The sequence below is a fragment of the Pseudomonas sp. P9_35 genome (genome assembly GCF_034008205.1).
In the GTDB taxonomy this organism is placed as follows: domain Bacteria; phylum Pseudomonadota; class Gammaproteobacteria; order Pseudomonadales; family Pseudomonadaceae; genus Aquipseudomonas; species Aquipseudomonas kilonensis.
The window spans coordinates 6,218,660-6,241,327 of the sequence record NZ_CP125373.1; the positions used below are offsets into that span (position 1 = coordinate 6,218,660).

Consider the following 22,668-nt stretch of genomic DNA (forward strand, 5'->3'; position numbering starts at 1 on the left):
GAGCCAACGCAATCGCGAGCAGGCTCGCTCCCACAAGGGGACCTGCGTCGGGTCCGAGAGTGAGCACAAACAAGAACGCCCCGATCATCACTGATCGGGGCGTTTTTATGGCCGCTATCGCAGTCAGGCGGCGATCGACACCTTGAGCTTGTTCATCGCGCTCTTCTCAAGCTGACGAATCCGCTCGGCCGACACGTTGTACTTCTGCGCCAGGTCGTGCAGCGTGGCTTTTTCCTCGGCCAGCCAGCGCTGGTAGAGGATGTCGCGGCTGCGCTCGTCCAGCACTTCCAGGGCTTCGTGCAGGTTGGTGTTGGAGTTGTCGCTCCAGTCGGCGTCTTCCAGTTGACGCGCCGGGTCGTACCGGTGGTCTTCCAGGTAGTTGGCCGGCGATTGGAAAGCGCTGTCGTCGTCCGCTTCGGCGGCCGGGTCGAAGGCCATGTCATGGCCGGTCAGGCGGCTTTCCATCTCGCGCACTTCCCGAGGCTCTACGCCCAGGCTCTCGGCGACACGATGGACTTCTTCGTTATTCAGCCAGGCCAGGCGCTTCTTCTGGCCGCGCAGGTTGAAGAACAGCTTGCGCTGGGCCTTGGTGGTCGCGACTTTCACGATGCGCCAGTTGCGCAGGATGAACTCGTGGATTTCCGCCTTGATCCAGTGCACCGCAAACGACACCAGGCGCACGCCCATTTCCGGGTTGAAACGCTTGACCGCCTTCATCAGGCCAACGTTGCCTTCCTGGATCAGGTCGGCCTGGGCCAGCCCGTAGCCGGAATAGCTGCGGGCGATATGTACGACAAAACGCAGGTGGGCGAGCACCATCTGCCGAGCCGCCTCAAGATCCTGCTCATAATAGAGACTCTCGGCCAGTTCACGCTCCTGCTCGGGGGTCAGCAAGGGAATGCTGTTCACCGTGTGCACATAGGCCTCCAGGTTCGCACCCGGGACCAGAGCATAAGCAGGTTGCAAAGAAGTGGTCATACGAAAAAACCTCCGACTCACATAACTCGTGCAGTTCAGCACTGCGAAAATTGACCGGGAACCCTAGGACAAGTTCCCACAAAAACTGAAAGGTCAATACACGCAAAAAAACACTTATTTTGGCGCAAGCTCACGCAAGTGGCGTGCGACCGCAATCCATGCACCGATATAACCCAACAGCACCGCGCCAAGCAAGAGCGACAGACCGTCGGCGACTGGCACGCCGGCCAGCGAGAAATCACTGCCGTACAAACCGGCCAACCCTGTTACCGCATCGTTCAGCCAGTCCAGGCCGAACGCCAATACACCCCAGGACAGAATCCCGGCACCGAAGCCATACAGCGCGCCCATATAAAGGAAGGGCCTGCGTACATAACTGTCCGTACCGCCGACGAGTTTAATCACTTCTATCTCGGTGCGGCGGTTTTCAATATGAAGACGAATGGTATTGCCTATCACCAAAAGTAATGCAGAAACCAGCAGCACCGTCAGACCGAAGACAAACCGGCCGCCGAGCTTGAGGATCGCCGCAAGACGCTCGACCCAGACTAGATCAAGTTGCGCCTGTTGTACCTTCGGCAACTCGGAAAGTCTTTGTCTTAATGCTTCAAGGGTCGGCTTGTCGACTTCATTTGGCGTCACCAGCACCACGCCCGGCAGCGGGTTCTCCGGCAGTTCCTTGAGGGCTTCGCCCAGGCCGGACTGCTGCTGGAATTCCTCAAGCGCCTGTTCGCGCCCGATGTATTCGGCATCGGCCACGCCCGGCATGGCCTTGATCTGCTCGCGCAACGCCTGGCCTTCGCCGGGGCTCGCGTCCATCTGCAGGTACAGGGAAATCTGCGCCGCGCGCTGCCAGGAACCGCCCAGGCGCTCCACATTATTCAGCAATAATGACAGCCCCATGGGCAGGCTCAAGGCAACCGCCATCACCATGCAGGTAAAGAAGCTGCCGATGGGCTGCTTGCCCAGGCGCCGCAGGCTGTCCAGCAGGCTGGCGCGATGGCTTTCGACCCAGGCGCGCAGCAGCGTGGCGAAGTCCGGGCCGTCATCATCGTCGCGCTTTTTCTTTTTCGGCTGCGGATCGGAGGCCTTCGGGGCCACGCGTTCGGCCACTTTCGGGCTGCGAGTAGCACTCATACACCAGCCTCCCCGTCACCAATCAGGCGTCCGCGCTGTAACGTGAGCATGCGGTGACGCATGCGTGCGATCAACGCCAGGTCGTGACTGGCAATCAGCACACTGGTGCCCAGGCGGTTGATGTCTTCGAATACGCCCATGATCTCCGCCGCCAGGCGCGGGTCGAGGTTACCGGTGGGTTCGTCCGCCAGCAGCAAGGCTGGGCGATGGACGATGGCACGGGCGATGCCGACGCGCTGTTGCTGACCGGTGGACAGGTCGCCCGGGTACAGGTCGGTTTTGTCCGACAGGGCCACACGCTCCAGGGCCGAGTCCACGCGCTTGATGATCTCGGCCTTGGACAACCCGAGGATCTGCAACGGCAACGCCACGTTGTTGAACACCGTGCGATCGAACAGCAACTGGTGATTCTGGAACACCACGCCGATCTGCCGCCGCAGGTAGGGGATCTGGGCATTGCTGATGGTGCTCAGGTCCTGGCCGGCCAGCAGCAGTTTGCCGGTGGAGGGCCGCTCCATCGCCAGCAGCAGGCGCAGCAAGGTACTTTTACCGGCGCCGGAATGGCCGGTGACAAACAGAAACTCGCCCCGACGGACCCGAAAGCTCAGCTCATGCAAGCCGACGTGACCGTTCGGATAGCGTTTACCGACCTGCTCGAAACGAATCATGAATGCTCCCGTTCGGCAAACAGTGCCTGGACAAAGGGCTCGGCTTCAAAGGTGCGCAAGTCGTCGATGCCTTCACCCACGCCGATATAGCGGATGGGCAGGCCGAACTGCTTGGCCAGGGCGAAAATCACCCCACCCTTGGCGGTGCCGTCGAGCTTGGTCAGGGCCAGCCCGGTCAGTTCGACGGTCTGGTTGAATTGCCTGGCCTGGTTGATGGCGTTCTGGCCGGTACCGGCGTCCAGCACCAGCAGCACTTCGTGAGGTGCGTCGGCGTCGAGCTTGCCGATCACCCGGCGCACCTTCTTCAATTCTTCCATCAGGTTGTCTTTGGTGTGCAGGCGACCGGCCGTGTCGGCGATCAACACATCGATGCCACGAGCCTTGGCGGCCTGCACGGCGTCGAAGATCACCGAAGCGGAATCGGCGCCGGTGTGCTGGGCAATCACTGGGATCTTGTTGCGCTCGCCCCACACTTGCAGTTGTTCGACCGCGGCGGCGCGGAAGGTGTCGCCGGCGGCCAGCATGACTTTCTTGCCTTCGAGCTGCAGCTTCTTGGCCAGCTTGCCGATGGTGGTGGTCTTGCCTGCACCGTTGACGCCGACGACCAGGATCACGAACGGCTTGTTCTGCGACGCGATCACCAGCGGTTTTTCCACCGGCTTGAGCAGACTGGTCAGCTCGCCTTGCAGGGATTTGTACAGTGCATCGGCGTCGGTCAGCTGCTTGCGCGCGACCTTCTGGGTCAGGCTCTGGATAATCACCGAGGTCGCCTCTACACCGACGTCGGCGGTCAGCAGGCGGGTCTCGATGTCTTCCAGCAATTCGTCGTCGATGACTTTCTTGCCCAGGAACAGGCTGGCCATGCCTTCGCCGATGCTGGCGCTGGTCTTGGACAGGCCTTGCTTGAGGCGAGCGAAGAAACCGACCTTGTTTTCCTCGGCGCTACGGACGGGCTCGACGGGGGCAATGCTTTCCAACAGCGCAGGTGCCGGTTCGGGCGCGGCTTGCGCAACCACGGGCGCAACGACGGCGACAGGCGGCTCAATGACAGGGTCGACGACTGGCGCCTCGACAACCTGCGTCGGCGCTGGAATCGGCGGGGTGATATGGGGCACCGTTTCCTCGACCAGCGCAACCGGCTCTTCCGCCACCGGCAAGGTCAACCAGGGGGCTTGCTCGACGGGCGGGGCCAGCGGCTGCTCGGCCACCGGTTCAGCAACGGTCTCAGCCTCGACCGGTTGCAGCACCGGCTCGGCAATCGGCAGGACGATGGGCGCGGTTTCTTCGGCCACGGCCTCGGCGGCGGGTTCAGGCAGCGGTTGTGGCGGTTCGACGACGGTTTCCTGCGGCTTCTTGCGCAGCCATCCGAACAGGCCTTTTTTCTCACCAGCCGCAGCTGGGGTCTTCTTGTCGTCGTTGGAACCAAACATGGAGGACGGCTATCTCACGGTAGCGACGCGCCACAAGGGCGCCTCGGTGATAAATATTCAATGCTGAACAGACTGCGTTTCATCCAGCTTGTTCACGCGCAACATTTTGTCGAGGCGTCCCAAGGACACCCCAAAGTCGATTTTTTCGAAGGACTGGTACGGCATCATCGGCGAAAACGCCGGGATCAACGAGAAAACCCGATGTTTCTCCGGGGAACCCAGACAACCCCGGGCCGATAAAAGGCCCGATAGGCGTGGCCGCCAGTAAAACGGATCAGTATCCTAGCACCTCCTCGCCTGCTGAGGCTAAGGCCAAGCAGGCAACCCAACAGGTTTAAACACGAATGAATGCTCTTGCCCGCCGCGCCGCAGGCCTGCTGCTCAGCACAGTTTGTCTGCCCTTTTCAGCCTTGGCTGCCGACCCACAACCCACCCACGAATTTACCCTCGACAACGGCCTGAAGGTCGTCGTGCGCGAAGACCATCGTGCGCCGGTGGTGGTCTCCCAGGTCTGGTACAAGGTTGGCTCCAGCTACGAAACGCCAGGCCAGACCGGTTTGTCCCACGCCCTTGAGCACATGATGTTCAAGGGCAGTGAAAAAGTCGGTCCCGGCGAAGCGTCGCTGATCCTGCGCGACCTCGGTGCCGAAGAGAACGCCTTCACCAGCGATGACTTCACCGCCTATTACCAGGTATTGGCCCGTGACCGCCTGGGCGTGGCCTTCGAACTGGAAGCCGACCGCATGGCCAGCCTGCGCCTGCCGCCGGAGGAGTTCAGCCGCGAGATCGAGGTGATCAAGGAAGAGCGCCGCATGCGCACCGACGACAAGCCCATGTCCAAGGCCTACGAGCGCTTCAAGGCCATGGCCTACCCGGCCAGCGGCTACCACACGCCGACCATCGGCTGGATGGCCGACCTGGACCGGATGACCGTCGAGGAACTGCGTCACTGGTACGAATCCTGGTACACCCCGAACAATGCGACCCTGGTGGTGGTCGGCGACGTGACGCCGGACGAGGTCAAGTCCCTGGCCCAGCGTTATTTCGGCCCGATTGCACGGCGCGCGGTGCCGGTCGCGAAAATCCCCCTGGAGCTGGCCGAACCCGGTGAGCGCCAGATCACCCTGCATGTGCAGACCCAACTGCCCAGCGTGATGCTGGCCTTCAATGTGCCGAGCATCGCCACCGCAACGGACAAGGGTGCGGTCAACGCGCTGCGGCTGATATCGGCCCTGTTGGACGGCGGCTACAGCGGGCGGATCCCGACCCAGCTGGAGCGCGGCGAAGAGCTGGTGTCCGGCGGCTCGTCGAGCTACGACGCCTACACCCGTGGCGACAGTTTGTTCACGTTGTCGGCGACGCCCAACACGCAGAAAAACAAAACCATCGCCCAAGCCGAAGCCGGTCTGTGGCGCTTGCTTGAACAGTTGAAAACCACCGTGCCGACGACCGAAGAGCTGGAGCGTGTGCGCGCCCAGGTCATCGCCGGCCTGGTGTATGAGCGCGACTCGATCACCAGCCAGGCCACCGCCATCGGCCAGTTGGAGACCGTCGGTTTGTCCTGGAAGCTGATGGACACCGAACTCGCTGAACTGCAAAGCGTGACCCCGCAAGATATCCAGAAGGCAGCCCAGCTGTATTTCACCCGCTCGCGCCTGAGCGTCGCGCATGTCCTGCCCGAGGAGAAAGCTCATGAGTGAGCGCAAATCACGGCGCCCGGTGCTGATCGGCCTGGCGCTCATCGCCCTGGCCGGCTCCCTGGCGTTCTATCTGTCGCCGACCACCGACGTCACCGCCAGCCAGGCATTGGATAACGCCAAGTCCGGCAAAAAGTTGCAATCGTTGGCGGAACTGGACGGTAAGGCCCCCAGCCACCGCCAGCTCGACGTGCAGACCTGGAAAACCGCCGACGGTGCCAAGGTGCTGTTCGTCGAAGCCCGCGAATTGCCGATGTTCGACCTGCGCCTGACCTTCGCCGCCGGCAGCAGCCAGGACGGCGACGCTCCCGGCCTCGCACTGCTGACCAACGCCATGCTCAACGAGGGCGTGGCCGGCAAGGACGTCAGCGCCATTGCCCAAGGCTTCGAAAGCCTCGGTGCAGACTTCGGCAACGGCGCCTACCGGGACATGGCCGTGGCGTCCCTGCGCAGCCTCAGCGCAGCCGACAAGCGTGAGCCGGCATTGAAGCTGTTCGCCGAGGTCGTCGGCAAACCGACCTTCCCTGCCGACTCCTTCGCCCGCATCAAGAACCAGATGCTCGCCGGTTTCGAATACCAGAAACAGAACCCAGGCAAACTGGCCGGCCTGGAACTGATGAAGCGCCTGTACGGCGATCATCCTTATGCCCACTCCAGCGACGGCACCGCCGACAGCATTCCACCGATCACCCTGGCCCAGGCCCGGGCTTTCCACGCCAAGGCCTACGCCGCCGGCAACGCCGTGATCGCGCTGGTGGGGGATTTGTCCCGCGCCGAAGCCGAAGCGGTTGCCAACCAGGTATCCGCCGCGCTGCCCAAAGGCCCGGCCCTGGCGAAAACTCCGCCACCGGTGGAGCCCAAGGCAAGTATCGGCCACATCGAATTCCCGTCCAAACAGACCAACCTGATGCTCGCGCAACTGGGCATCGACCGCGACGATCCGGACTATGCCGCCGTGTCCCTGGGCAACCAGATCCTCGGCGGTGGCGGCTTCGGCACACGGCTGATGACCGAGGTGCGGGAAAAGCGCGGCCTGACCTACGGCGTGTATTCCGGCTTCACGGCGATGCAAGCCCGCGGCCCGTTCATGATCAACCTGCAGACCCGCGCGGAGATGAGCGAAGGCACCTTGAAACTGGTGCAGGACGTGTTCGCCGACTACCTCATGAACGGTCCCACCCAGAAAGAACTCGACGACGCCAAGCGTGAGTTGGCCGGCAGTTTCCCGCTGTCCGCCGCCAGCAATGCCGACATCGTCGGCCAGCTCGGCGCCATGGGTTTCTATGACTTGCCGCTGAGCTACCTGGAGGACTTCATGCGTCAGTCCCAGGAACTGACGGTCGAGCAGGTCAAGGCCGCGCTGAACAAGCACCTGAGCACCGACAAAATGGTCATCGTCACCGCCGGCCCGAGCGTGCCGCAAAAGCCGCTGCCGCCCCCCACTGACAAACCTGCCGAGCAGCCGCTCGGGGTTCCGGAGCACTAATGGCCCGCCCATCGAATTCCAGCAAGAAACCCGTGCACAACGGTGTGAACCAGTTGCGCATCATCGGCGGCGAATGGCGCAGCCGGCGCCTGAGCTTCCCGGATGCCCCGGGCCTGCGCCCGACCCCGGACCGCGTGCGCGAAACCCTGTTCAACTGGCTCGCCCCCTACGTGGCGGGTGCCCGGGTGCTCGACCCGTTCGCCGGCAGCGGCGCGCTGTTTCTCGAGGCCCTGTCCCGTGGCGCCGCCATGGGCCAGGCGCTGGACGCCAGCAACCTGGCGGTCTCCAGCCTGAAAGAACACTTGGGCACGCTGCGCTGCACCGTCGGCCAGGTGCAGACCGCCGACGCCCTGCGCTACCTGGACAGCCAGCCGGCGACGCCTTTCGACCTGGTATTCCTCGACCCGCCTTTCAACCAGAACCTGTTGCCGACGGTCTGCACCTTGCTCGAGGAACGTCAGTGGTTGGCCGAGGATGCCTGGGTCTACACTGAAAGCGAGACCGCCCCGTCCACCCTGGGCTTGCCGGGCAATTGGCGCTTGCATCGCGAGCAGAAATCCGGACGGGTGTATTACGCGTTGTGGCAGCGTTTGGCAAAGGACATTGACTGAACGGCTGACCAGTGCATCGAGAATAATAATGATGTCCGCCGCATCCGAACGTTTCGTCCCTGCTCCGGGCCTTGGCAACCCGCACTTGCAAACCCTGTGGGGCCCATTGTGGCGCCAGACCACCCACATCGAGCGCCATCGCGAGCGCTTGTGGCTGGAGGACGGTGATTTCCTCGACCTTGACTGGCACGGCCCCCACAGCGCAGAGGCACCACTGGTGCTGGTGCTTCACGGGCTGACCGGCTCTTCCAACTCGCCTTACGTGGCCGGGCTGCAACAGGCTCTCGGTCGCCAGGGCTGGGCCAGTGCGGCCTTGAACTGGCGTGGCTGCTCGGGTGAGCCGAACCTGTTGCCCCGCAGCTACCACTCGGGCGTCAGCGAAGACCTCGCCGCCGCCATCACCCACTTGCGCGCCCGTCGGCCCTTGGCGCCGCTGTTTGCGGTGGGTTATTCACTGGGCGGCAATGTACTGCTCAAGCACCTGGGGGAAACCGGCCGCGACAGCCAGTTGCAAGGGGCGGTGGCGGTCTCGGTGCCGTTTCGCCTCGACCAGTGTGCCGATCGCATCGGCCAGGGATTCTCCAGGTTCTACCAGGCGCATTTCATGCGCCAGCTCGTGGCCTATGTGCGCAACAAGCAACGCCAGTTCCAGCACGACGGACGCCACGAAGGCCTGGCGACCCTGGCGGCGCTTGGCCCGTTGGAAAACATGCGGACCTTCTGGGACTTTGACGGCCGGGTGACGGCGCCGCTGCACGGGTTCTCCGATGCCGCGGATTACTACCGCCGTGCCTCCAGCCGTTATTTCATGGCGGGCATCAGCACGCCGACCCTGGTCATCCAGGCCGCCGACGATCCCTTTGTGTTTCCTCACAGCCTGCCCGAACCGCGCGAATTGTCCGCTTCGACCCGGATTGAACTGCACGCCCGGGGCGGGCATGTGGGCTTTGTCGACGGAACCCTGCGGCGCCCAGGGTATTACCTGGAGCGGCGGATTCCCGATTGGTTGGCCAGCCTGGGCCAGGGCTGAAGATTCGCAGACAACAAAAAATCCCCTGTGGGAGCGAGCTTGCTCGCGATAGCGGCGGGTCAGCAGCATTGATGTTGACTGACACACCGTCATCGCGAGCAAGCTCGCTCCCACATTGTTTCGGGGTGTTTGTTATTCGCCCTTCGCCACGCCCCGCTGCGGATCATTGATCCACTCACTCCACGAGCCGGCGTACAGCCGCCCCAACGGGTAGCCTGCCAGGCACAAGGCAAACAGGTTATGACACGCCGTCACGCCGGAGCCGCAATAGGCCACCAGGTCGGTGGGCGAGCGCTCGCCCAGTTTTTCGGCGAAGCGCTGCTTGAGCTGGTCGGCCGGCAGGAAGCGGCCATCGGCGCCCAGGTTGTCGGTGAACGCCGCGCACTGTGCGCCCGGAATATGCCCGGCTATCGGGTCGATGGGCTCGACTTCCCCTTTGAAGCGCGGCAACGCCCGGGCATCCAGCAGGGTCATGTCCGGTTGACCGAGGCGCTGTTGCAGCGCTTGGGCGCTGAGCACCAAGCTCGCATCCGGCGCCCCGCTGAAGGTCCCGCGACTGCTCTGCGGTGGATCCAGGCTCAAAGGCAAGCCAGCGGCATGCCAGGCCTTGAGCCCGCCGTCGAGGATGTACACGCCCTCGCGCTTGCCCAGCCAGGCCAGCAACCACCAGGCCCGCGCGGCATAGGCGCCGGGACCGTCGTCGTACAGCACGACATCGCTGTCGTTATCGATTCCCCAAGCCTTGAGGCGCTCGATCAAGGCCCCCGGCTCCGGCAGCGGATGACGTCCTGTCACACCTTTGGTCACCGACCCGCTCAGGTCGCGCTCAAGGTCTGCGAACGCTGCTCCGGCGATGTGGCCCTCGGCATAACTGCGCTGACCGTAATCGGGGTCTTCCAGGGCAAAACGGCAATCGAGAATGACCAGCCCGGGTTGTGATCGCCGCTCTTCGAGGGCTTGAGGGCTGATGAGTTGCGCAATCGGCATGGTGAGCTCCTGTGGCTAAGTCGCGGATCGGTCCTACTGCCCTTCCTCCAGGGTCTGGGCCAGGGGGACGTAATACTCTTTGAACAGTGCATCCACCTCTTCGCGGGCCTGATCGGTCACGAAACCGGCCTCCAACACCAGGACCTGATAAACGCCACGCTTGATGGCCTGCTCGCTCAGGTGGCTGAAGTTTTCCCGCGTGGTGCACAGGAATCGCACCCAGGACGTGAGGATGATCCAGGCATTGAGGGTCAGGGACTCGATCTGCACCCGGTCCATCTTCAGGATGCCGGCGGCAACGAAACCTTCGTAGATCGCGGTGCCGTGGATCAGGCAGCGCTGGGAAAACCGACGATAGCGCGCCGCAAGCTCCGGATCGCTGTCGAGCAGATGCTCCAAGTCCCGGTGCAGGAAGCGGTAACGCCACATGGCCGCCAACAGCTCCTGCAGGTAGAAGCGCTTGTCATCCACCGTGGCCGCCCGGCCCTGGGGCGGACGCAGGAAGCTGTCCACCAGGTTCTCGTATTCACTGAACAGCACGGCGATGATCGCCTGCTTGTTGGGGAAGTGGTAATAGAGGTTGCCTGGGGACATGTCCATGTGGGCGGCAATGTGGTTGGTGCTGACGCTGCGCTCGCCTTGCTGGTTGAACAGCTCGAGGCTGTTTTGCACGATGCGCTCGCTGGTTTTCATTCGTGGGGCCATGGTTTGGGCTTTAATTCGACGAAGGCATTGATCGGCATCTTACGACCTATCGGTCACAGGAAAAACCCATCGCCGTTACGGATGCCATTGACTTTCTAGAGTATAAGCTCTAGAAAACACCCACTCTAATAATATCCGGTGCCCGACGATGCCTGCCGACGTTGCCTACCTGCACGAGTCTCAACAACTGGACGAGCTGCGGTCGCTCTTCGATGCCCAGCGCCAGGCCTACGCCGCCCATCCGATGCCACCGGCCGAACAGCGCCGACAATGGCTCAAGGCACTGCGCGAGGTATTGAGCAACGAACGACAAGCCTTGATCGACGCCATCAGCCAGGACTTCAGCCACCGCAGCGCCGACGAAACACTGCTGGCCGAGCTGATGCCGAGCCTGCACGGTATCCATTACGCCAGCCGGCATCTCCAGGGTTGGATGAAACCCTCCCGGCGCAAGGTGGGCATGGCCTTCCAGCCGGCATCAGCCAAAGTCGTATACCAGCCGCTGGGCGTGATCGGCGTCATCGTGCCCTGGAACTACCCGCTGTTCCTGGCCATCGGGCCGCTGGTAGGGGCATTGGCCGCAGGCAACCGGGTGATGCTCAAGCTCAGCGAGTCGACACCGGCGACCGGCTTGCTGCTCAAGCAATTGCTGGCCCGGGTCTTCCCCCAGGACCTGGTCTGCGTGGTGCTTGGCGAGGCGGAAATCGGCATGGCGTTTTCCAAGCTGCCCTTCGATCACCTGTTGTTCACCGGCGCCACCAGCATCGGCAAGCATGTCATGCGCGCAGCTGCCGAAAACCTGACCCCGGTCACCTTGGAGCTGGGTGGAAAGTCGCCGGCCATCGTGTCGGTCGATGTCCCCATCAAGGATGCCGCCGAACGCATTGCCTTCGGAAAAACCCTGAATGCCGGGCAAACCTGTGTCGCCCCGGACTACGTGCTGGTACCGCAGAATCGCGTCGGCGAGTTCGTTGAGGCGTATCGCGAGGCGGTACGCGGTTTTTATCCGACCCTGGCGAACAACCCGGACTACACCGCAATCATCAACGAACGACAGCTGGCGCGACTCACCGGCTACATCAGCGACGCCACCAGCAAGGGCGCGCTGCTGATCGAACTGTTCGACCAGGGCCAGGACCGCCGCATGGCCCACAGCCTGCTGCTCAACGTCAGCGACGAGATGACCGTCATGCAGGACGAGATCTTCGGCCCGCTGCTGCCCATCGTGCCCTATGACAATCTGGACCAGGCGTTTGCCTACATCAATCAGCGCCCCCGCCCGCTGGCGCTCTACTACTTTGGCTACAACAAGGCCGAACAGAATCGCGTGCTCCACGAAACCCACTCAGGTGGCGTCTGCTTGAACGACACGCTGCTGCACGTCGCCCAGGACGACTTGCCGTTCGGCGGCATCGGTCCCTCGGGAATGGGGCATTACCACGGGCATGAGGGTTTCCTGACCTTCAGCAAGGCCAAGGGCGTGCTGACCAAACAGCGATTCAACGCCGCGAAGCTGATTTATCCCCCTTACGGCAAGCCTTTGCAGAAACTGATCCAGAAGCTGTTTGTCCGCTGACGCGTCTCTTCCCGGGTAATAACAATAATGAACCCAAGCCTCACCGATACACCCGCGTTGTCACGGCGCGGCCTGCTGAAGTTCAGCCTCGGCGCCAGCGCCTTCCTGGCCACCGTCGGCCTGGGCGCCAGCCTGAGCGGTTGCTCGCCAAGCCAACCGGCCAACGGCCTGGCGGCCCTGCGCGACAGCGACCTGCCATTTTTACGCAGCGTCATCCCCGTGATGCTGGACGGCGCAGTGGCCGTCGGACAGATCCCCGCCGCCACTGAAGCGACCCTGCGAAGCCTGGACAGCAGCCTGGCCCACCTGTCCCCCGCCATGCTCAAACTCACGCGCCAGCTGTTCGACGTGCTCACGCTGGGCATTACCCGCGGGCCGCTGACCGGGGTCTGGGGCCCGTGGGAAAACGCCAGCGCCGATGACATCCGCCTGTTCCTCGGACGGTGGGAAAACAGTTCGTTGGACCTGCTGCGACAAGGCCATTGCTCATTGCTGCAATTGGTGATGATGGCCTGGTACAGCCGACCCGAGGCCTGGGCGCATTGCGGGTATCCAGGGCCGCCAACGGTCTGAAAACCAAGTTAAACCCTGTGGGAGCGAGCTTGCTCGCGATGGCGGTGTGTCAGTCAATTACATTTGCTGCTGATCCGGCGCCATCGCGAGCAAGCTCGCTCCCACAGGGGGCATCGCAAACTCAAAACAATAAGAGACTCTCAACATGCCCGTACCCGATCCCTTCCGCGAAGGCCTGGCCCGTGGCTGGACCACCTACAACGGCGCGCAGCTGACCCAGGACCTGACCCTGGAAGCGGACGTGGCCATCGTCGGCAGCGGTGCTGGCGGCGGCACCACGGCAGAAATTCTCAGCGCCGCCGGCTACCGCGTGTTGCTGATCGAGGAAGGTCCGCTCAAGACCAGTCATGACTTCACGCTGCTCGAAGACCAGGCCTACAGCAGCCTGTATCAGGAAGGCCTCGGGCGCATGAGCAAGGACGGCGCCATCACCATTCTCCAGGGCCGGGCCGTCGGTGGCACGACGCTGATCAATTGGACCTCCAGCTTCCGCACGCCCGACCAGACCCTCGACCACTGGGCCGCCGAGCACAACGTAAAAGGCCACGGCCGCGCTGAAATGGCGCCCTGGTTTACGCAGATGGAACAACGCCTGGACGTGGCGCCGTGGCTGATTCCGCCCAATGCCAACAACGACGTGATCCGCAAAGGTTGTGAACAATTGGGCTACGCCTGGCACGTCATCCCGCGCAACGTACGCGGCTGCTGGAACCTGGGCTATTGCGGCATGGGCTGCCCGACCAACGCCAAGCAATCGATGCTGGTCACCACCATCCCGGCCACGCTGGACAAGGGCGGCGCGCTGCTTTACCTGGCGCGGGCCGAGCGTCTGACGATCAAAAAGGATGCCGTCATCGGCCTCGAGTGCCAAGCCATGGACGAACGTTGCGTGGCGCCGACCGGGCGGCGCATCACCGTCAAGGCGCGGCATTACGTGCTGGCGGGTGGCGGCATCAATAGCCCGGGGTTGCTGCTGCGCTCCGATGCGCCGGACCCGCATGAACGCGTGGGCAAGCGCACCTTCTTGCACTTGGTGAACATGTCCGCCGGGCAATTCGACGAGGTCATCAACCCGTTCTACGGCGCGCCGCAATCGATTTATTCGGATCATTTCCAATGGCAGGACGGCACCACCGGCAAAATGTCCTACAAGCTTGAAGTCCCGCCCTTGCACCCGGCCCTGGCCGCCACGCTATTGGGCGGGTTCGGCCCCGAGAACGCCTTGCACATGTCCCGACTGCCCCATACCCACGCCATGTTGGCGCTGTTGCGCGACGGTTTTCATCCGGACAGCCCCGGCGGCAGCGTCGAGTTGCGCAGCGACGGCACGCCCGTGCTCGATTATCCCGTTACGCCATATGCCTGGGATGGCTTGCGCCGGGCCTTCCACAGCATGGCCGAGATCCAGTTTGCCGGCGGCGCCAAGGCGGTCATGCCCTTGCACAGCGATGCCCGCTACGTAAAGACCCTGGCCGAAGCCCGCACACTGATCGACGGGCTCGACCTGGCGTTGTACCGCACACGCCTGGGCAGCGCCCACGTGATGGGCGGTTGCGCCATGGGGGAGGACCCGAAAACCGCTGTCACCGACAGCCTTGGCCGCCATCACCAACTGGGCAACCTGTCGATCCATGACGGCTCGCTGTTCCCCACCAGCATCGGCGCCAACCCGCAATTATCGGTGTACGGGCTGACCGCGCAATTGGCGACGGCCCTGGCCGAGCGCCTGAAAAACCCATGAACAATTTATTGAGAAAAACAACGAACCCGTGGCGAGGGAGCTTGCTCCCGCTGGGCTGCGCTGTAGGAGCTGCCGAGCGGAGCGAGGCTGCGATCTTTTGATCTTTCGCTTGAGATTCAAGCGTCAGGGGAAAGATCGCAGCCTCGCTCCGCTCGACAGCTCCTACAGGCCCAGCGGGAGCAAGCTCCCTCGCCACAGGCTTACCGAACGTCTGAATATCCGGATTACTCGCACCGTCTATAGTGCTTTCTTACGCAACAGCCGACTTGGCCGACCGAGAAGGCTGCGATACCATCCGACTCCCCAACGGACTCCCGCCAGGACGACGCGATGAACCGAGTGTTGTACCCAGGTACCTTCGACCCTATTACCAAGGGCCATGGCGATCTGGTCGAACGCGCCGCGCGCCTGTTCGACCATGTGATCATTGCCGTCGCCGCCAGCCCGAAGAAAAACCCGCTGTTCCCGCTGGAGCAACGTGTGGAACTGGCCCGCGAGGTCACCAAGCACCTGCCCAACGTGGAAGTGGTCGGTTTCTCGACGCTTTTGGCGCACTTTGCCAAGGAAAAGAACGCTAATGTGTTCCTGCGCGGCCTGCGTGCGGTCTCGGACTTCGAGTACGAGTTCCAACTGGCCAACATGAACCGCCAACTGGCACCGGACGTCGAGAGCCTGTTCCTGACGCCGTCAGAGCGCTATTCCTTCATTTCCTCGACCCTGGTCCGGGAAATCGCGGCGTTGGGCGGAGATATCACCAAGTTCGTCCACCCGGCCGTGGCCGATGCGCTGACCCTGCGCTTCAAGAAATAACCGGCTGGCGCTGCGAGCCACCTCGCAGCACAGCGCAGTCCATCGCGCCCGCGTGCACTGCGCTCGCCAATGCGGCACAATTGCGCCCATACGTTTTCATATGCCCGGGCCCAACGCCCCGGCAGGAGCCTGCATGTCCCTGATCATCACCGACGACTGCATCAATTGCGACGTCTGCGAACCTGAATGCCCGAACGAGGCCATTTCCCAAGGCGAAGAGATCTACGTCATCGACCCGAACTTGTGCACCCAGTGCGTCGGCCATTACGACGAACCCCAGTGCCAGCAGGTCTGCCCGGTGGATTGCATCCCCCTGGACGAGGCTCATCCGGAAACTGAAGAACAGTTGATGGCCAAATATCGCAAGATTACTGGCAAGGCTTGAGCCAGGTGGTTTTGTAGCGTCTGTACCGGCCTATCGCGAGCAAGCTCGCTCCCACAAGGGATTTGCTTCAGGCGCAGATTATGTGGACTCAATAGATCCCTGTGGGAGCGAGCTTGCTCGCGATGAGGCCATCAGCCGCACCGAACGCTTCACTCCTGCCGCTCAAACCCCTCCCCAATACACCCCAGGCACCGCACAAACGTGGCCTTCGCCGGGTCCACCACCAGCGCCTTCCCCGCATCACCGACCCCGCCGCCCAGCGCGGTAAAGGGCAACGACACCACGAATGCCCCGGCGCCAATCACTGTGGCGGCGAGCAGCAGCGGACGGGCAATCAGCAGGTCGCCGATCATGGCGAAGGCCGGCGGGTTCTGGATGGTGTAGCGCGGGTCGCCGCTGCCGTCGCTTGCCAGGGCAGGCAAACCGACACTCAGCAGCAGCGCTAGAACGACAGGTCGAAGCAGTTTCATGGGCGATCCTTCGGCTAAATACTGACTATAGACCGTAGGACAAATCAGCTCTGACAGCGTGGACACCAGACGCTGGCGCGCTGGCCGAGGCGGATTTCCCGCAGTCCCGTACCACACACCTTGCACAACTCCCCGCCCCGGCCGTAGACGAACAGCTCCTGCTGGAAATAGCCGGGCTGGCCATCCCCACCGATAAAGTCCCGCAACGTGGTGCCGCCGCGCTCGATGGCATGGGCGAGGATGCGCTTGATCTCGATCGCCAGCTTCAGGTAACGCGCCCGGGAAATGCCTCCGGCGGCCCGACGTGGGTCGATCCCGGCGGCGAACAGGGCCTCGGTCGCGTAGATATTGCCCACCCCCACCACCACCGCGTTGTCCATGATGAACGGCTTGACCGCCATGGACCGCCCCCGCGAGAGCTGGAACAACCGTTCGCCATCGAACAGGTCGGTCAACGGCTCGGGACCCAGGCGAATCAACAACTCGTGATTGAACGGGTCGAGGCTCCAGAGCATCGCGCCAAAGCGGCGCGGGTCGGTGTAGCGCAAGGCCAGGCCGGATTCCAGCTCGATGTCCACGTGCTCGTGCTTGGCGGCCGGCATGCCGACTTCCACCAAGCGCAGGTTGCCGGACATGCCCAGGTGGCTGATCAACGTGCCGACCTCGGCATTGATCAACAGGTACTTGGCCCGCCGCTCCACCTGCACGATGCGCTGGCCCGAAAGCCGCACGTCGAGATCTTCCGGGATCGGCCAGCGCAGGCGGCGGTCGCGGACCACCACGCGGCTGACCCGCTGGCCTTCAAGATGGGGCGCGATTCCGCGACGGGTGGTTTCGACTTCCGGCAGTTCTGGCATGAGGCTCTCGAATCAGGCGAAGCCCCGCACTCAACGAGTGGCGAGGTCGCGAATTTCCTGTTTCTGGGTCTGGAAGTCGTATTCCGACAACCCGATGTAATCGAGCACAAGGCTCCCGACGCAATCCCACTCGTGGTCTTCGGCCTGATTGCCGAGCACCCGGTGGGACGCACAGATGTTCTCGGACATCTTCAGGATCGCCAGCAGGTTCTTCAACGGGCTGTTGTTGCGTGAAGACTCGTCGCTGAAGATCGCCAGGGCATTGTGGTGGTTGGCGATGGCCTGGCTGACGTGATCCGGCAGGCGCCAGGATTTGGAAGTGTAGTAACCGACCACCGCATGGTTGGTGTTGAACTCACGGTTCTCGGTGTCCACTACCCGGCACTCGGCGCTGGCATTGGCGTAGGCCTCTTCCAGCACGCCCATGTAGCTGGGGAACTGCTTGAGCATCAACGGCACGCCGCAATCGTGGAACAACCCCAGCGCATAGGCTTCGTCACCATTCTCCAGGCCGACGCGCTTGGCCAGGGTCAGGCAGGTCATCGCCACGTCCTGGGCGGTATCCCAGAAACGGTTCAAGGTGACGATGGCGTCGTCGTGCAACTCGCCCTTGATCGACAGCGCATTGATCAGGTTGATGATCGAACGGCTGCCCAGCAGGTTCACCGCGCGCTGGATCGAGGTGATCTTGTTGCGCAGGCCGTAGTACGGCGAATTGACGATCTTGAGCAAAGCCCCGGAAAGGCCCGGGTCGTGGGAGATCAGCTTGGCGATGGTCTCCAGGTCCGGGTCGGGCATGTACTGCTCCATCTGCAGATCCACCATGATCTGCGGCTGGGGCGGCACGCTGATGCCTTGCAAGGACTGTTGGATCTGTTCGGCGGAAAGTTCTTTGGACATGAGTACACACTCCGGTGTCAGGCGGGGATTCTAACCCTTAAAGATGGATCCGATACACCGCCGGGTAGATCGGCGGAACTTTCCTTCAGGCATCGGCTTCGGACTTTACAGGGCCGACAGCCACGCCTGCATAAGGCTTGAGTCGGCAATCCAGCCACTCAGCTTGAGGAGATTTTTCCATGCCTCTTAACAACAAACGTGTCGCCATCCTCGTGACCGATGGTTTTGAACAGGCCGAACTGACCGGCCCCCAGCAGGCGCTGGAACAGGCCGGCGTCAAGGTAGACATCGTTTCGGCCCGCGAAGGCCAGGTCAAAGGCTGGAACCATGACCAGCCGGCCGACGACTTCCGGATCGACCTGACCTTCAAGGCCGCCAATGTCGAACAGTACGACGCCGTGGTGCTGCCCGGTGGCGTGCAGAACTCCGACACCATCCGCATCGACGCCGATGCCCAGAAACTGGTCAAGGGCTTCGAGGCGGCGGGCAAGCCCATCGCGGTGATTTGCCATGGCGGCTGGCTGCTGGTGTCGAGCGGATTGGTCAAGGGCAAGACCATGACCAGCTACAAGACCCTCAAGGATGACCTAGTCAACGCCGGCGCGAACTGGGTCGATAAGGAAGTGGTCAAGGACGGCACGTTGATCAGCAGCCGTCAGCCCGATGACATTCCGGCGTTCAACCGCGAGTTGATCAGCGCGTTGTCCGCCTGAAACCTGGGGCCCTCTGTAGGAGCTGGCGAAGCCTGCGATCTTTTGATCTTGATCTTGATCTTTCGCTTACGATTCAAGTGTCTGGGGAAAGATCGCAGCCTCGTTTCACTCGACAGCTCCTACATAGCTTCTACATAGCTTCTATGGTCAAGCGAGAGTGTGCTCCCCCACCACATGTCCACCGCAAGCCCCGCCAAGGTTGCAACACGGTATACTCCCGCTCTTTTTTCCGGAGCGACGTCATGTCCCTGCCTAGCCTGCGCCTCAAAGCCAACGCCGACCGTCGCCTGCGCGCCGGCCACCTGTGGGTCTACAGTAACGAAATCGATGTAGCCGCCACCCCGCTGCACGGCTTCAAGGCCGGCGACCAGGCCATCCTCGAAGCCGCCGGCGGCAAGCCGCTGGGTATCGTTGCGATGAGCCCCAACAACCTGATCTGCGCCCGGCTGCTGTCCCGCGACGTGAAGCTGCCGCTGGACAAGTCCCTGCTGGTGCATCGCCTCAACGTGGCGTTGTCCCTGCGCGAGCGGCTGTTCGACAAACCGTTCTATCGCCTGGTCTACGGTGATTCCGACCTGTTGCCAGGCCTGGTGGTCGACCGTTTCGGCGACATCCTGGTGGTGCAGATCGCCTCCGCCACCATGGAAGCCCACAAGGACGACGTGATCGCCGCCCTGACCCAGGTGCTCAAGCCCAGCGGCATCCTGTTCAAGAACGACTCCGCGGCCCGTGACGCCGAAGGCCTGAACCGCTACGTCGAGACCGTGTTCGGCCTGGTGCCGGAGTGGGTCGCCCTGGAAGAGAACGGCGTTAAGTTCGAAGCGCCGGTCATGGAAGGCCAGAAAACCGGCTGGTTCTACGACCACCGCATGAACCGCGCACGCCTGGCCCCGTACGCCAAGGGCAAGCGTGTACTGGACCTGTTCAGCTACATCGGCGGCTGGGGCGTGCAAGCCGCAGCGTTCGGCGCCAGTGAAGTGTTCTGCGTCGATGCCTCGGCCTTCGCCCTCGACGGTGTCGAGCGCAACGCCGCGTTGAACGGCTTCGCCGAGAAGCTGACCTGCATCGAAGGCGACGTGTTCGAAGCCCTGAAGGAACTCAAGGCCAGCGAAGAACGTTTCGACGTGATCGTGGCCGACCCACCCGCTTTCATCAAGCGCAAGAAAGACCTGAAAAACGGTGAAGGCGCCTATCGCCGCCTCAACGAACAAGCCATGCGCCTGCTCAGCAAGGACGGCATCCTGGTCAGCGCGTCGTGCTCGATGCACCTGCCCGAAGACGACCTGCAAAACATCCTGCTGACCAGCGCTCGCCACCTGGACCGCAACATTCAACTGCTCGAACGCGGCGGCCAGGGGCCGGACCATCCGGTACACCCGGCCATCGCCGAAACCCGCTACATCAAGAGCATCACCTGCCGGTTGTTGCCCAACAGCTGAGGCCGGGCGGGGCCAGGGCCGTAGCGCTGTGCCCCGCAGACTCCCATTGCATCCTGTGCATCCTGATCGCAGCCTGGCTGCGATTTTTTTTGCGCGGTTGATTGATCCTCGCCTGGCAGGTCACCCTCTGCCTGTTACTGCCCAGCCTGCTGGGCTGGCACTCAATGCCCTGGTCCGGCATCGCTACCGAGGGTTGCTGGCCGATTGAATCCTGCCAGTCGTCATCCCGCGCACGACATTGGCGCCCGATCGGCGCTTTGCGTCATTTCATCCTGGCGCCAGCGGTGTAGAATCGCGTCATTCATCGCCATTCATCCCCGGCGGGTTTATGAGCTCATGCTGAGGCGCGCAGTGATCCTGCAAAGTCATCAGCCACTTGCGGACACACGGCCAAACCCGGGTGCTCCAGACGTCGACAGAAGCTCACTTCCCCATTGATACCTGATAAGTACCTGATTAGCCGCCCGGAGTGCTCCATGCCTGATTACCGCTCGAAAACATCCACCCATGGCCGCAACATGGCCGGCGCCCGTGCCTTGTGGCGCGCCACGGGGATGAAGGATGACGACTTCAAGAAGCCGATCATCGCCATTGCCAACTCCTTCACCCAGTTCGTACCGGGCCACGTCCACCTCAAGGACCTCGGCCAGCTGGTTGCCCGGGAAATCGAGCGCGCCGGCGGCGTTGCCAAGGAATTCAACACCATCGCCGTGGACGACGGCATCGCCATGGGCCACGACGGCATGCTCTATTCGCTGCCGAGCCGCGAGATCATCGCCGACTCCGTCGAATACATGGTCAACGCCCACTGCGCCGACGCCATCGTGTGCATTTCCAACTGCGACAAGATCACCCCGGGCATGCTCATGGCCGCCCTGCGCCTGAACATCCCGGTGATCTTCGTCTCCGGCGGCCCGATGGAAGCCGGCAAGACCAAGCTCGCCAGCCACGGCCTCGACCTGGTCGACGCCATGGTCATCGCCGCCGACTCCAGCGCCTCTGACGAGAAGGTTGCCGAGTACGAGCGCAGCGCCTGCCCGACCTGCGGTTCGTGCTCCGGCATGTTCACCGCCAACTCGATGAACTGCCTGACCGAAGCCCTGGGCCTGGCCCTGCCGGGCAACGGTTCGACCCTCGCCACCCACAGCGACCGCGAACAGCTGTTCCTGCAGGCCGGCCGGACCATCGTCGAGCTGTGCAAGCGCTACTACGGCGAAAACGACGAGTCGGTGTTGCCACGCAACATCGCCAACTTCAAGGCGTTCGAAAACGCCATGACCCTGGACATCGCCATGGGCGGTTCCACCAACACCATCCTGCACTTGCTGGCCGCTGCCCAGGAAGCCGAGATCGATTTCGACCTGCGCGACATCGACCGCCTGTCCCGTCACGTGCCGCAACTGTGCAAGGTCGCGCCGAACATCCAGAAGTACCACATGGAAGACGTGCACCGTGCCGGCGGGATCTTCAGCATTCTCGGCTCCCTGGCCCGTGGCGGCCTGTTGCACACCGACCTGCCGACCGTGCACAGCAAGACCATGGCCGAAGGCATCGCCAAGTGGGACATCACCCAGACCACCGACGAGGCCGTTCACCACTTCTTCAAGGCTGGCCCGGCGGGCATCCCGACGCAAACCGCGTTCAGCCAGTCGACCCGTTGGGAAACCCTGGACGACGACCGTGAGAACGGCTGCATCCGCAGCGTCGAGCACGCCTACTCCCAGGAAGGCGGCCTGGCCGTGCTGTACGGCAACATCGCCCTGGATGGCTGCGTGGTGAAAACCGCCGGTGTCGACGAGTCGATCCATGTGTTCGAAGGCAACGCGAAGATTTTTGAAAGCCAGGACAGCGCCGTGCGCGGCATCCTCGCTGACGAAGTGAAGGCCGGCGACATCGTGATCATTCGCTACGAAGGTCCGAAAGGCGGCCCGGGCATGCAGGAAATGCTCTACCCAACCTCCTACCTGAAGTCCAAGGGCCTGGGCAAAGCCTGCGCCTTGCTGACCGATGGCCGGTTCTCCGGCGGCACCTCGGGCCTGTCCATCGGCCACGCTTCGCCGGAGGCTGCGGCGGGCGGCGCCATCGGCCTGGTGCGCGATGGCGACAAGGTCCTGATCGACATTCCGAACCGCTCGATCAACCTGTTGGTCAGCGACGAAGAACTGGCCGGGCGCCGCGTCGAACAGGACAACAAGGGCTGGAAACCGGTGGAAGTACGTCCACGCAAAGTCACCACGGCCCTCAAGGCCTACGCCCTGCTCGCCACCAGCGCCGACAAGGGCGCGGTGCGGAACAAGGCGATGCTCGACGGCTTGTAAGCGCTGCAACCGCCCATAAAAATGCCCCGCCAAGTGCGGGGCTTTTTTTTGGCTCCTGTTCGGTCCCTTGGAGCCAAGTGATCTTTTGTGGCGAGGGAGCTTGCTCCCGCTGGGTCGCGAAGCGGCCCCAAAATTCGCCCTCACCTCAATGTGTGAG

The 22,668-nt window shown here is 62.8% G+C and carries 21 protein-coding genes; 12 read left to right on the forward strand and 9 right to left on the reverse strand.

Annotated features, from left to right (window positions below; all coding sequences use genetic code 11):
• Positions 1-123: 123 nt before the first annotated feature.
• The 4 genes from rpoH to ftsY form a co-directional block, all read right to left on the reverse strand.
• Positions 124-978, reverse strand: a complete 855-nt coding sequence (gene rpoH, locus QMK47_RS27735) for an RNA polymerase sigma factor RpoH (RefSeq protein ID WP_253470185.1) — start codon at positions 976-978, stop codon at positions 124-126.
• Between the two features lie 114 nt (positions 979-1,092).
• The gene (gene ftsX / locus QMK47_RS27740) at positions 1,093-2,115 is read right to left on the reverse strand and encodes a permease-like cell division protein FtsX (RefSeq protein WP_320389580.1); all 1,023 of its coding nucleotides are present in this window, start codon (positions 2,113-2,115) and stop codon (positions 1,093-1,095) included.
• Positions 2,112-2,783 (reverse strand): cell division ATP-binding protein FtsE, encoded by a 672-nt coding sequence (gene ftsE, locus QMK47_RS27745; protein ID WP_003177474.1) that lies wholly within the window; start codon positions 2,781-2,783, stop codon positions 2,112-2,114. Before ftsE ends, ftsX begins: the two co-directional genes overlap by 4 nt.
• A complete protein-coding gene (gene ftsY, locus QMK47_RS27750) occupies positions 2,780-4,213 on the reverse strand; it encodes a signal recognition particle-docking protein FtsY (protein ID WP_320389581.1) in 1,434 nt (477 codons plus the stop codon). The genes ftsE and ftsY overlap by 4 nt, the downstream gene beginning before the upstream one ends.
• A gap of 344 nt (positions 4,214-4,557) precedes the next feature.
• On the opposite strand from ftsY, the gene QMK47_RS27755 reads away from it, so the two are divergent.
• The 4 genes from QMK47_RS27755 to QMK47_RS27770 are packed head-to-tail and all read left to right on the forward strand — an operon-like array spanning position 4,558 to position 9,037.
• Complete coding sequence (locus QMK47_RS27755) at positions 4,558-5,913, forward strand: pitrilysin family protein (protein WP_320389582.1); 1,356 nt, start codon at positions 4,558-4,560, stop codon at positions 5,911-5,913.
• Positions 5,906-7,396 carry a pitrilysin family protein gene (locus tag QMK47_RS27760; protein WP_320389583.1) on the forward strand — a complete coding sequence of 497 codons (1,491 nt, stop codon included), beginning with the start codon at positions 5,906-5,908 and terminating at the stop codon, positions 7,394-7,396. Before QMK47_RS27755 ends, QMK47_RS27760 begins: the two co-directional genes overlap by 8 nt.
• Positions 7,396-8,007, forward strand: a complete 612-nt coding sequence (gene rsmD, locus QMK47_RS27765; protein ID WP_092150048.1) for a 16S rRNA (guanine(966)-N(2))-methyltransferase RsmD — start codon at positions 7,396-7,398, stop codon at positions 8,005-8,007. Before QMK47_RS27760 ends, rsmD begins: the two co-directional genes overlap by 1 nt.
• A 31-nt stretch (positions 8,008-8,038) precedes the next feature.
• Entirely contained in the window at positions 8,039-9,037 is a 999-nt protein-coding gene (locus QMK47_RS27770) for a hydrolase (RefSeq protein WP_253470192.1), read from the forward strand.
• Positions 9,038-9,169: 132 nt separating this feature from the next.
• On the opposite strand, the gene QMK47_RS27775 is transcribed toward QMK47_RS27770, so the two are convergent.
• The gene (locus QMK47_RS27775; protein WP_320389584.1) at positions 9,170-10,024 is read right to left on the reverse strand and encodes a sulfurtransferase; all 855 of its coding nucleotides are present in this window, start codon (positions 10,022-10,024) and stop codon (positions 9,170-9,172) included.
• Between the two features lie 33 nt (positions 10,025-10,057).
• Positions 10,058-10,729 (reverse strand): TetR/AcrR family transcriptional regulator, encoded by a 672-nt coding sequence (locus tag QMK47_RS27780; protein ID WP_214509994.1) that lies wholly within the window; start codon positions 10,727-10,729, stop codon positions 10,058-10,060.
• Between the two features lie 148 nt (positions 10,730-10,877).
• On the opposite strand from QMK47_RS27780, the gene QMK47_RS27785 reads away from it, so the two are divergent.
• From QMK47_RS27785 to QMK47_RS27805, 5 genes are all read left to right on the forward strand, one after another.
• Positions 10,878-12,305 carry a coniferyl aldehyde dehydrogenase gene (locus tag QMK47_RS27785; protein WP_258689629.1) on the forward strand — a complete coding sequence of 476 codons (1,428 nt, stop codon included), beginning with the start codon at positions 10,878-10,880 and terminating at the stop codon, positions 12,303-12,305.
• A 27-nt stretch (positions 12,306-12,332) separates the two neighbouring features.
• Positions 12,333-12,878, forward strand: a complete 546-nt coding sequence (locus QMK47_RS27790; protein WP_320389585.1) for a twin-arginine translocation pathway signal protein — start codon at positions 12,333-12,335, stop codon at positions 12,876-12,878.
• A gap of 145 nt (positions 12,879-13,023) precedes the next feature.
• On the forward strand, positions 13,024-14,619 hold the full coding sequence (locus QMK47_RS27795; RefSeq protein ID WP_320389586.1) for a GMC family oxidoreductase: 1,596 nt from the start codon (positions 13,024-13,026) through the stop codon (positions 14,617-14,619).
• A gap of 330 nt (positions 14,620-14,949) precedes the next feature.
• Positions 14,950-15,429 carry a pantetheine-phosphate adenylyltransferase gene (coaD, locus tag QMK47_RS27800; protein ID WP_003177462.1) on the forward strand — a complete coding sequence of 160 codons (480 nt, stop codon included), beginning with the start codon at positions 14,950-14,952 and terminating at the stop codon, positions 15,427-15,429.
• A 133-nt stretch (positions 15,430-15,562) separates the two neighbouring features.
• Positions 15,563-15,814: a YfhL family 4Fe-4S dicluster ferredoxin gene (locus QMK47_RS27805; RefSeq protein ID WP_003206534.1), complete on the forward strand. Its 252-nt coding sequence runs from the start codon at positions 15,563-15,565 to the stop codon at positions 15,812-15,814.
• 149 nt (positions 15,815-15,963) lie between these two features.
• On the opposite strand, the gene QMK47_RS27810 is transcribed toward QMK47_RS27805, so the two are convergent.
• From QMK47_RS27810 to QMK47_RS27820, 3 genes are read right to left on the reverse strand one after another with little or no spacing between them, the layout of a single operon-like run.
• Positions 15,964-16,284, reverse strand: a complete 321-nt coding sequence (locus QMK47_RS27810; RefSeq protein WP_018609455.1) for a hypothetical protein — start codon at positions 16,282-16,284, stop codon at positions 15,964-15,966.
• Positions 16,285-16,328: 44 nt separating this feature from the next.
• On the reverse strand, positions 16,329-17,141 hold the full coding sequence (gene mutM / locus QMK47_RS27815) for a bifunctional DNA-formamidopyrimidine glycosylase/DNA-(apurinic or apyrimidinic site) lyase (RefSeq protein ID WP_003206537.1): 813 nt from the start codon (positions 17,139-17,141) through the stop codon (positions 16,329-16,331).
• 30 nt (positions 17,142-17,171) lie between these two features.
• Positions 17,172-17,987, reverse strand: coding sequence for an HDOD domain-containing protein (locus tag QMK47_RS27820; protein WP_253478330.1), 816 nt, complete (start codon positions 17,985-17,987; stop codon positions 17,172-17,174).
• Between the two features lie 233 nt (positions 17,988-18,220).
• Here QMK47_RS27820 and QMK47_RS27825 point away from each other — a divergent pair, with 233 nt between their 5' ends.
• The 3 genes from QMK47_RS27825 to ilvD all read left to right on the forward strand — a co-directional run bounded on the left by QMK47_RS27825 (position 18,221) and on the right by ilvD (position 22,511).
• On the forward strand, positions 18,221-18,754 hold the full coding sequence (locus QMK47_RS27825) for a type 1 glutamine amidotransferase domain-containing protein (RefSeq protein WP_024619619.1): 534 nt from the start codon (positions 18,221-18,223) through the stop codon (positions 18,752-18,754).
• A 242-nt stretch (positions 18,755-18,996) separates the two neighbouring features.
• Positions 18,997-20,193, forward strand: coding sequence for a class I SAM-dependent rRNA methyltransferase (locus QMK47_RS27830; RefSeq protein ID WP_003206543.1), 1,197 nt, complete (start codon positions 18,997-18,999; stop codon positions 20,191-20,193).
• A gap of 476 nt (positions 20,194-20,669) precedes the next feature.
• A complete protein-coding gene (ilvD, locus tag QMK47_RS27835; RefSeq protein WP_018609449.1) occupies positions 20,670-22,511 on the forward strand; it encodes a dihydroxy-acid dehydratase in 1,842 nt (613 codons plus the stop codon).
• The last annotated feature ends 157 nt before the right edge of the window (positions 22,512-22,668 follow it).

What these genes read in the sequence shown, in the direction of transcription:
- QMK47_RS27780 (WP_214509994.1), bottom strand. Translation starts at nt 10,729, where the DNA reads ATGGCCCCACGAATGAAAACCAGCGAGCGCATCGTGCAAAACAGCCTC.
- QMK47_RS27810 (WP_018609455.1), bottom strand. Translation starts at nt 16,284, where the DNA reads ATGAAACTGCTTCGACCTGTCGTTCTAGCGCTGCTGCTGAGTGTCGGT.
- coaD (WP_003177462.1), top strand. Translation starts at nt 14,950, where the DNA reads ATGAACCGAGTGTTGTACCCAGGTACCTTCGACCCTATTACCAAGGGC.
- QMK47_RS27760 (WP_320389583.1), top strand. Translation starts at nt 5,906, where the DNA reads ATGAGTGAGCGCAAATCACGGCGCCCGGTGCTGATCGGCCTGGCGCTC.
- ftsE (WP_003177474.1), bottom strand. Translation starts at nt 2,783, where the DNA reads ATGATTCGTTTCGAGCAGGTCGGTAAACGCTATCCGAACGGTCACGTC.
- rpoH (WP_253470185.1), bottom strand. Translation starts at nt 978, where the DNA reads ATGACCACTTCTTTGCAACCTGCTTATGCTCTGGTCCCGGGTGCGAAC.
- ftsX (WP_320389580.1), bottom strand. Translation starts at nt 2,115, where the DNA reads ATGAGTGCTACTCGCAGCCCGAAAGTGGCCGAACGCGTGGCCCCGAAG.
- QMK47_RS27795 (WP_320389586.1), top strand. Translation starts at nt 13,024, where the DNA reads ATGCCCGTACCCGATCCCTTCCGCGAAGGCCTGGCCCGTGGCTGGACC.
- QMK47_RS27790 (WP_320389585.1), top strand. Translation starts at nt 12,333, where the DNA reads ATGAACCCAAGCCTCACCGATACACCCGCGTTGTCACGGCGCGGCCTG.
- mutM (WP_003206537.1), bottom strand. Translation starts at nt 17,141, where the DNA reads ATGCCAGAACTGCCGGAAGTCGAAACCACCCGTCGCGGAATCGCGCCC.
- QMK47_RS27755 (WP_320389582.1), top strand. Translation starts at nt 4,558, where the DNA reads ATGAATGCTCTTGCCCGCCGCGCCGCAGGCCTGCTGCTCAGCACAGTT.
- QMK47_RS27775 (WP_320389584.1), bottom strand. Translation starts at nt 10,024, where the DNA reads ATGCCGATTGCGCAACTCATCAGCCCTCAAGCCCTCGAAGAGCGGCGA.
- QMK47_RS27805 (WP_003206534.1), top strand. Translation starts at nt 15,563, where the DNA reads ATGTCCCTGATCATCACCGACGACTGCATCAATTGCGACGTCTGCGAA.
- ftsY (WP_320389581.1), bottom strand. Translation starts at nt 4,213, where the DNA reads ATGTTTGGTTCCAACGACGACAAGAAGACCCCAGCTGCGGCTGGTGAG.
- rsmD (WP_092150048.1), top strand. Translation starts at nt 7,396, where the DNA reads ATGGCCCGCCCATCGAATTCCAGCAAGAAACCCGTGCACAACGGTGTG.
- QMK47_RS27825 (WP_024619619.1), top strand. Translation starts at nt 18,221, where the DNA reads ATGCCTCTTAACAACAAACGTGTCGCCATCCTCGTGACCGATGGTTTT.
- QMK47_RS27785 (WP_258689629.1), top strand. Translation starts at nt 10,878, where the DNA reads ATGCCTGCCGACGTTGCCTACCTGCACGAGTCTCAACAACTGGACGAG.
- QMK47_RS27770 (WP_253470192.1), top strand. Translation starts at nt 8,039, where the DNA reads ATGTCCGCCGCATCCGAACGTTTCGTCCCTGCTCCGGGCCTTGGCAAC.
- QMK47_RS27830 (WP_003206543.1), top strand. Translation starts at nt 18,997, where the DNA reads ATGTCCCTGCCTAGCCTGCGCCTCAAAGCCAACGCCGACCGTCGCCTG.
- ilvD (WP_018609449.1), top strand. Translation starts at nt 20,670, where the DNA reads ATGCCTGATTACCGCTCGAAAACATCCACCCATGGCCGCAACATGGCC.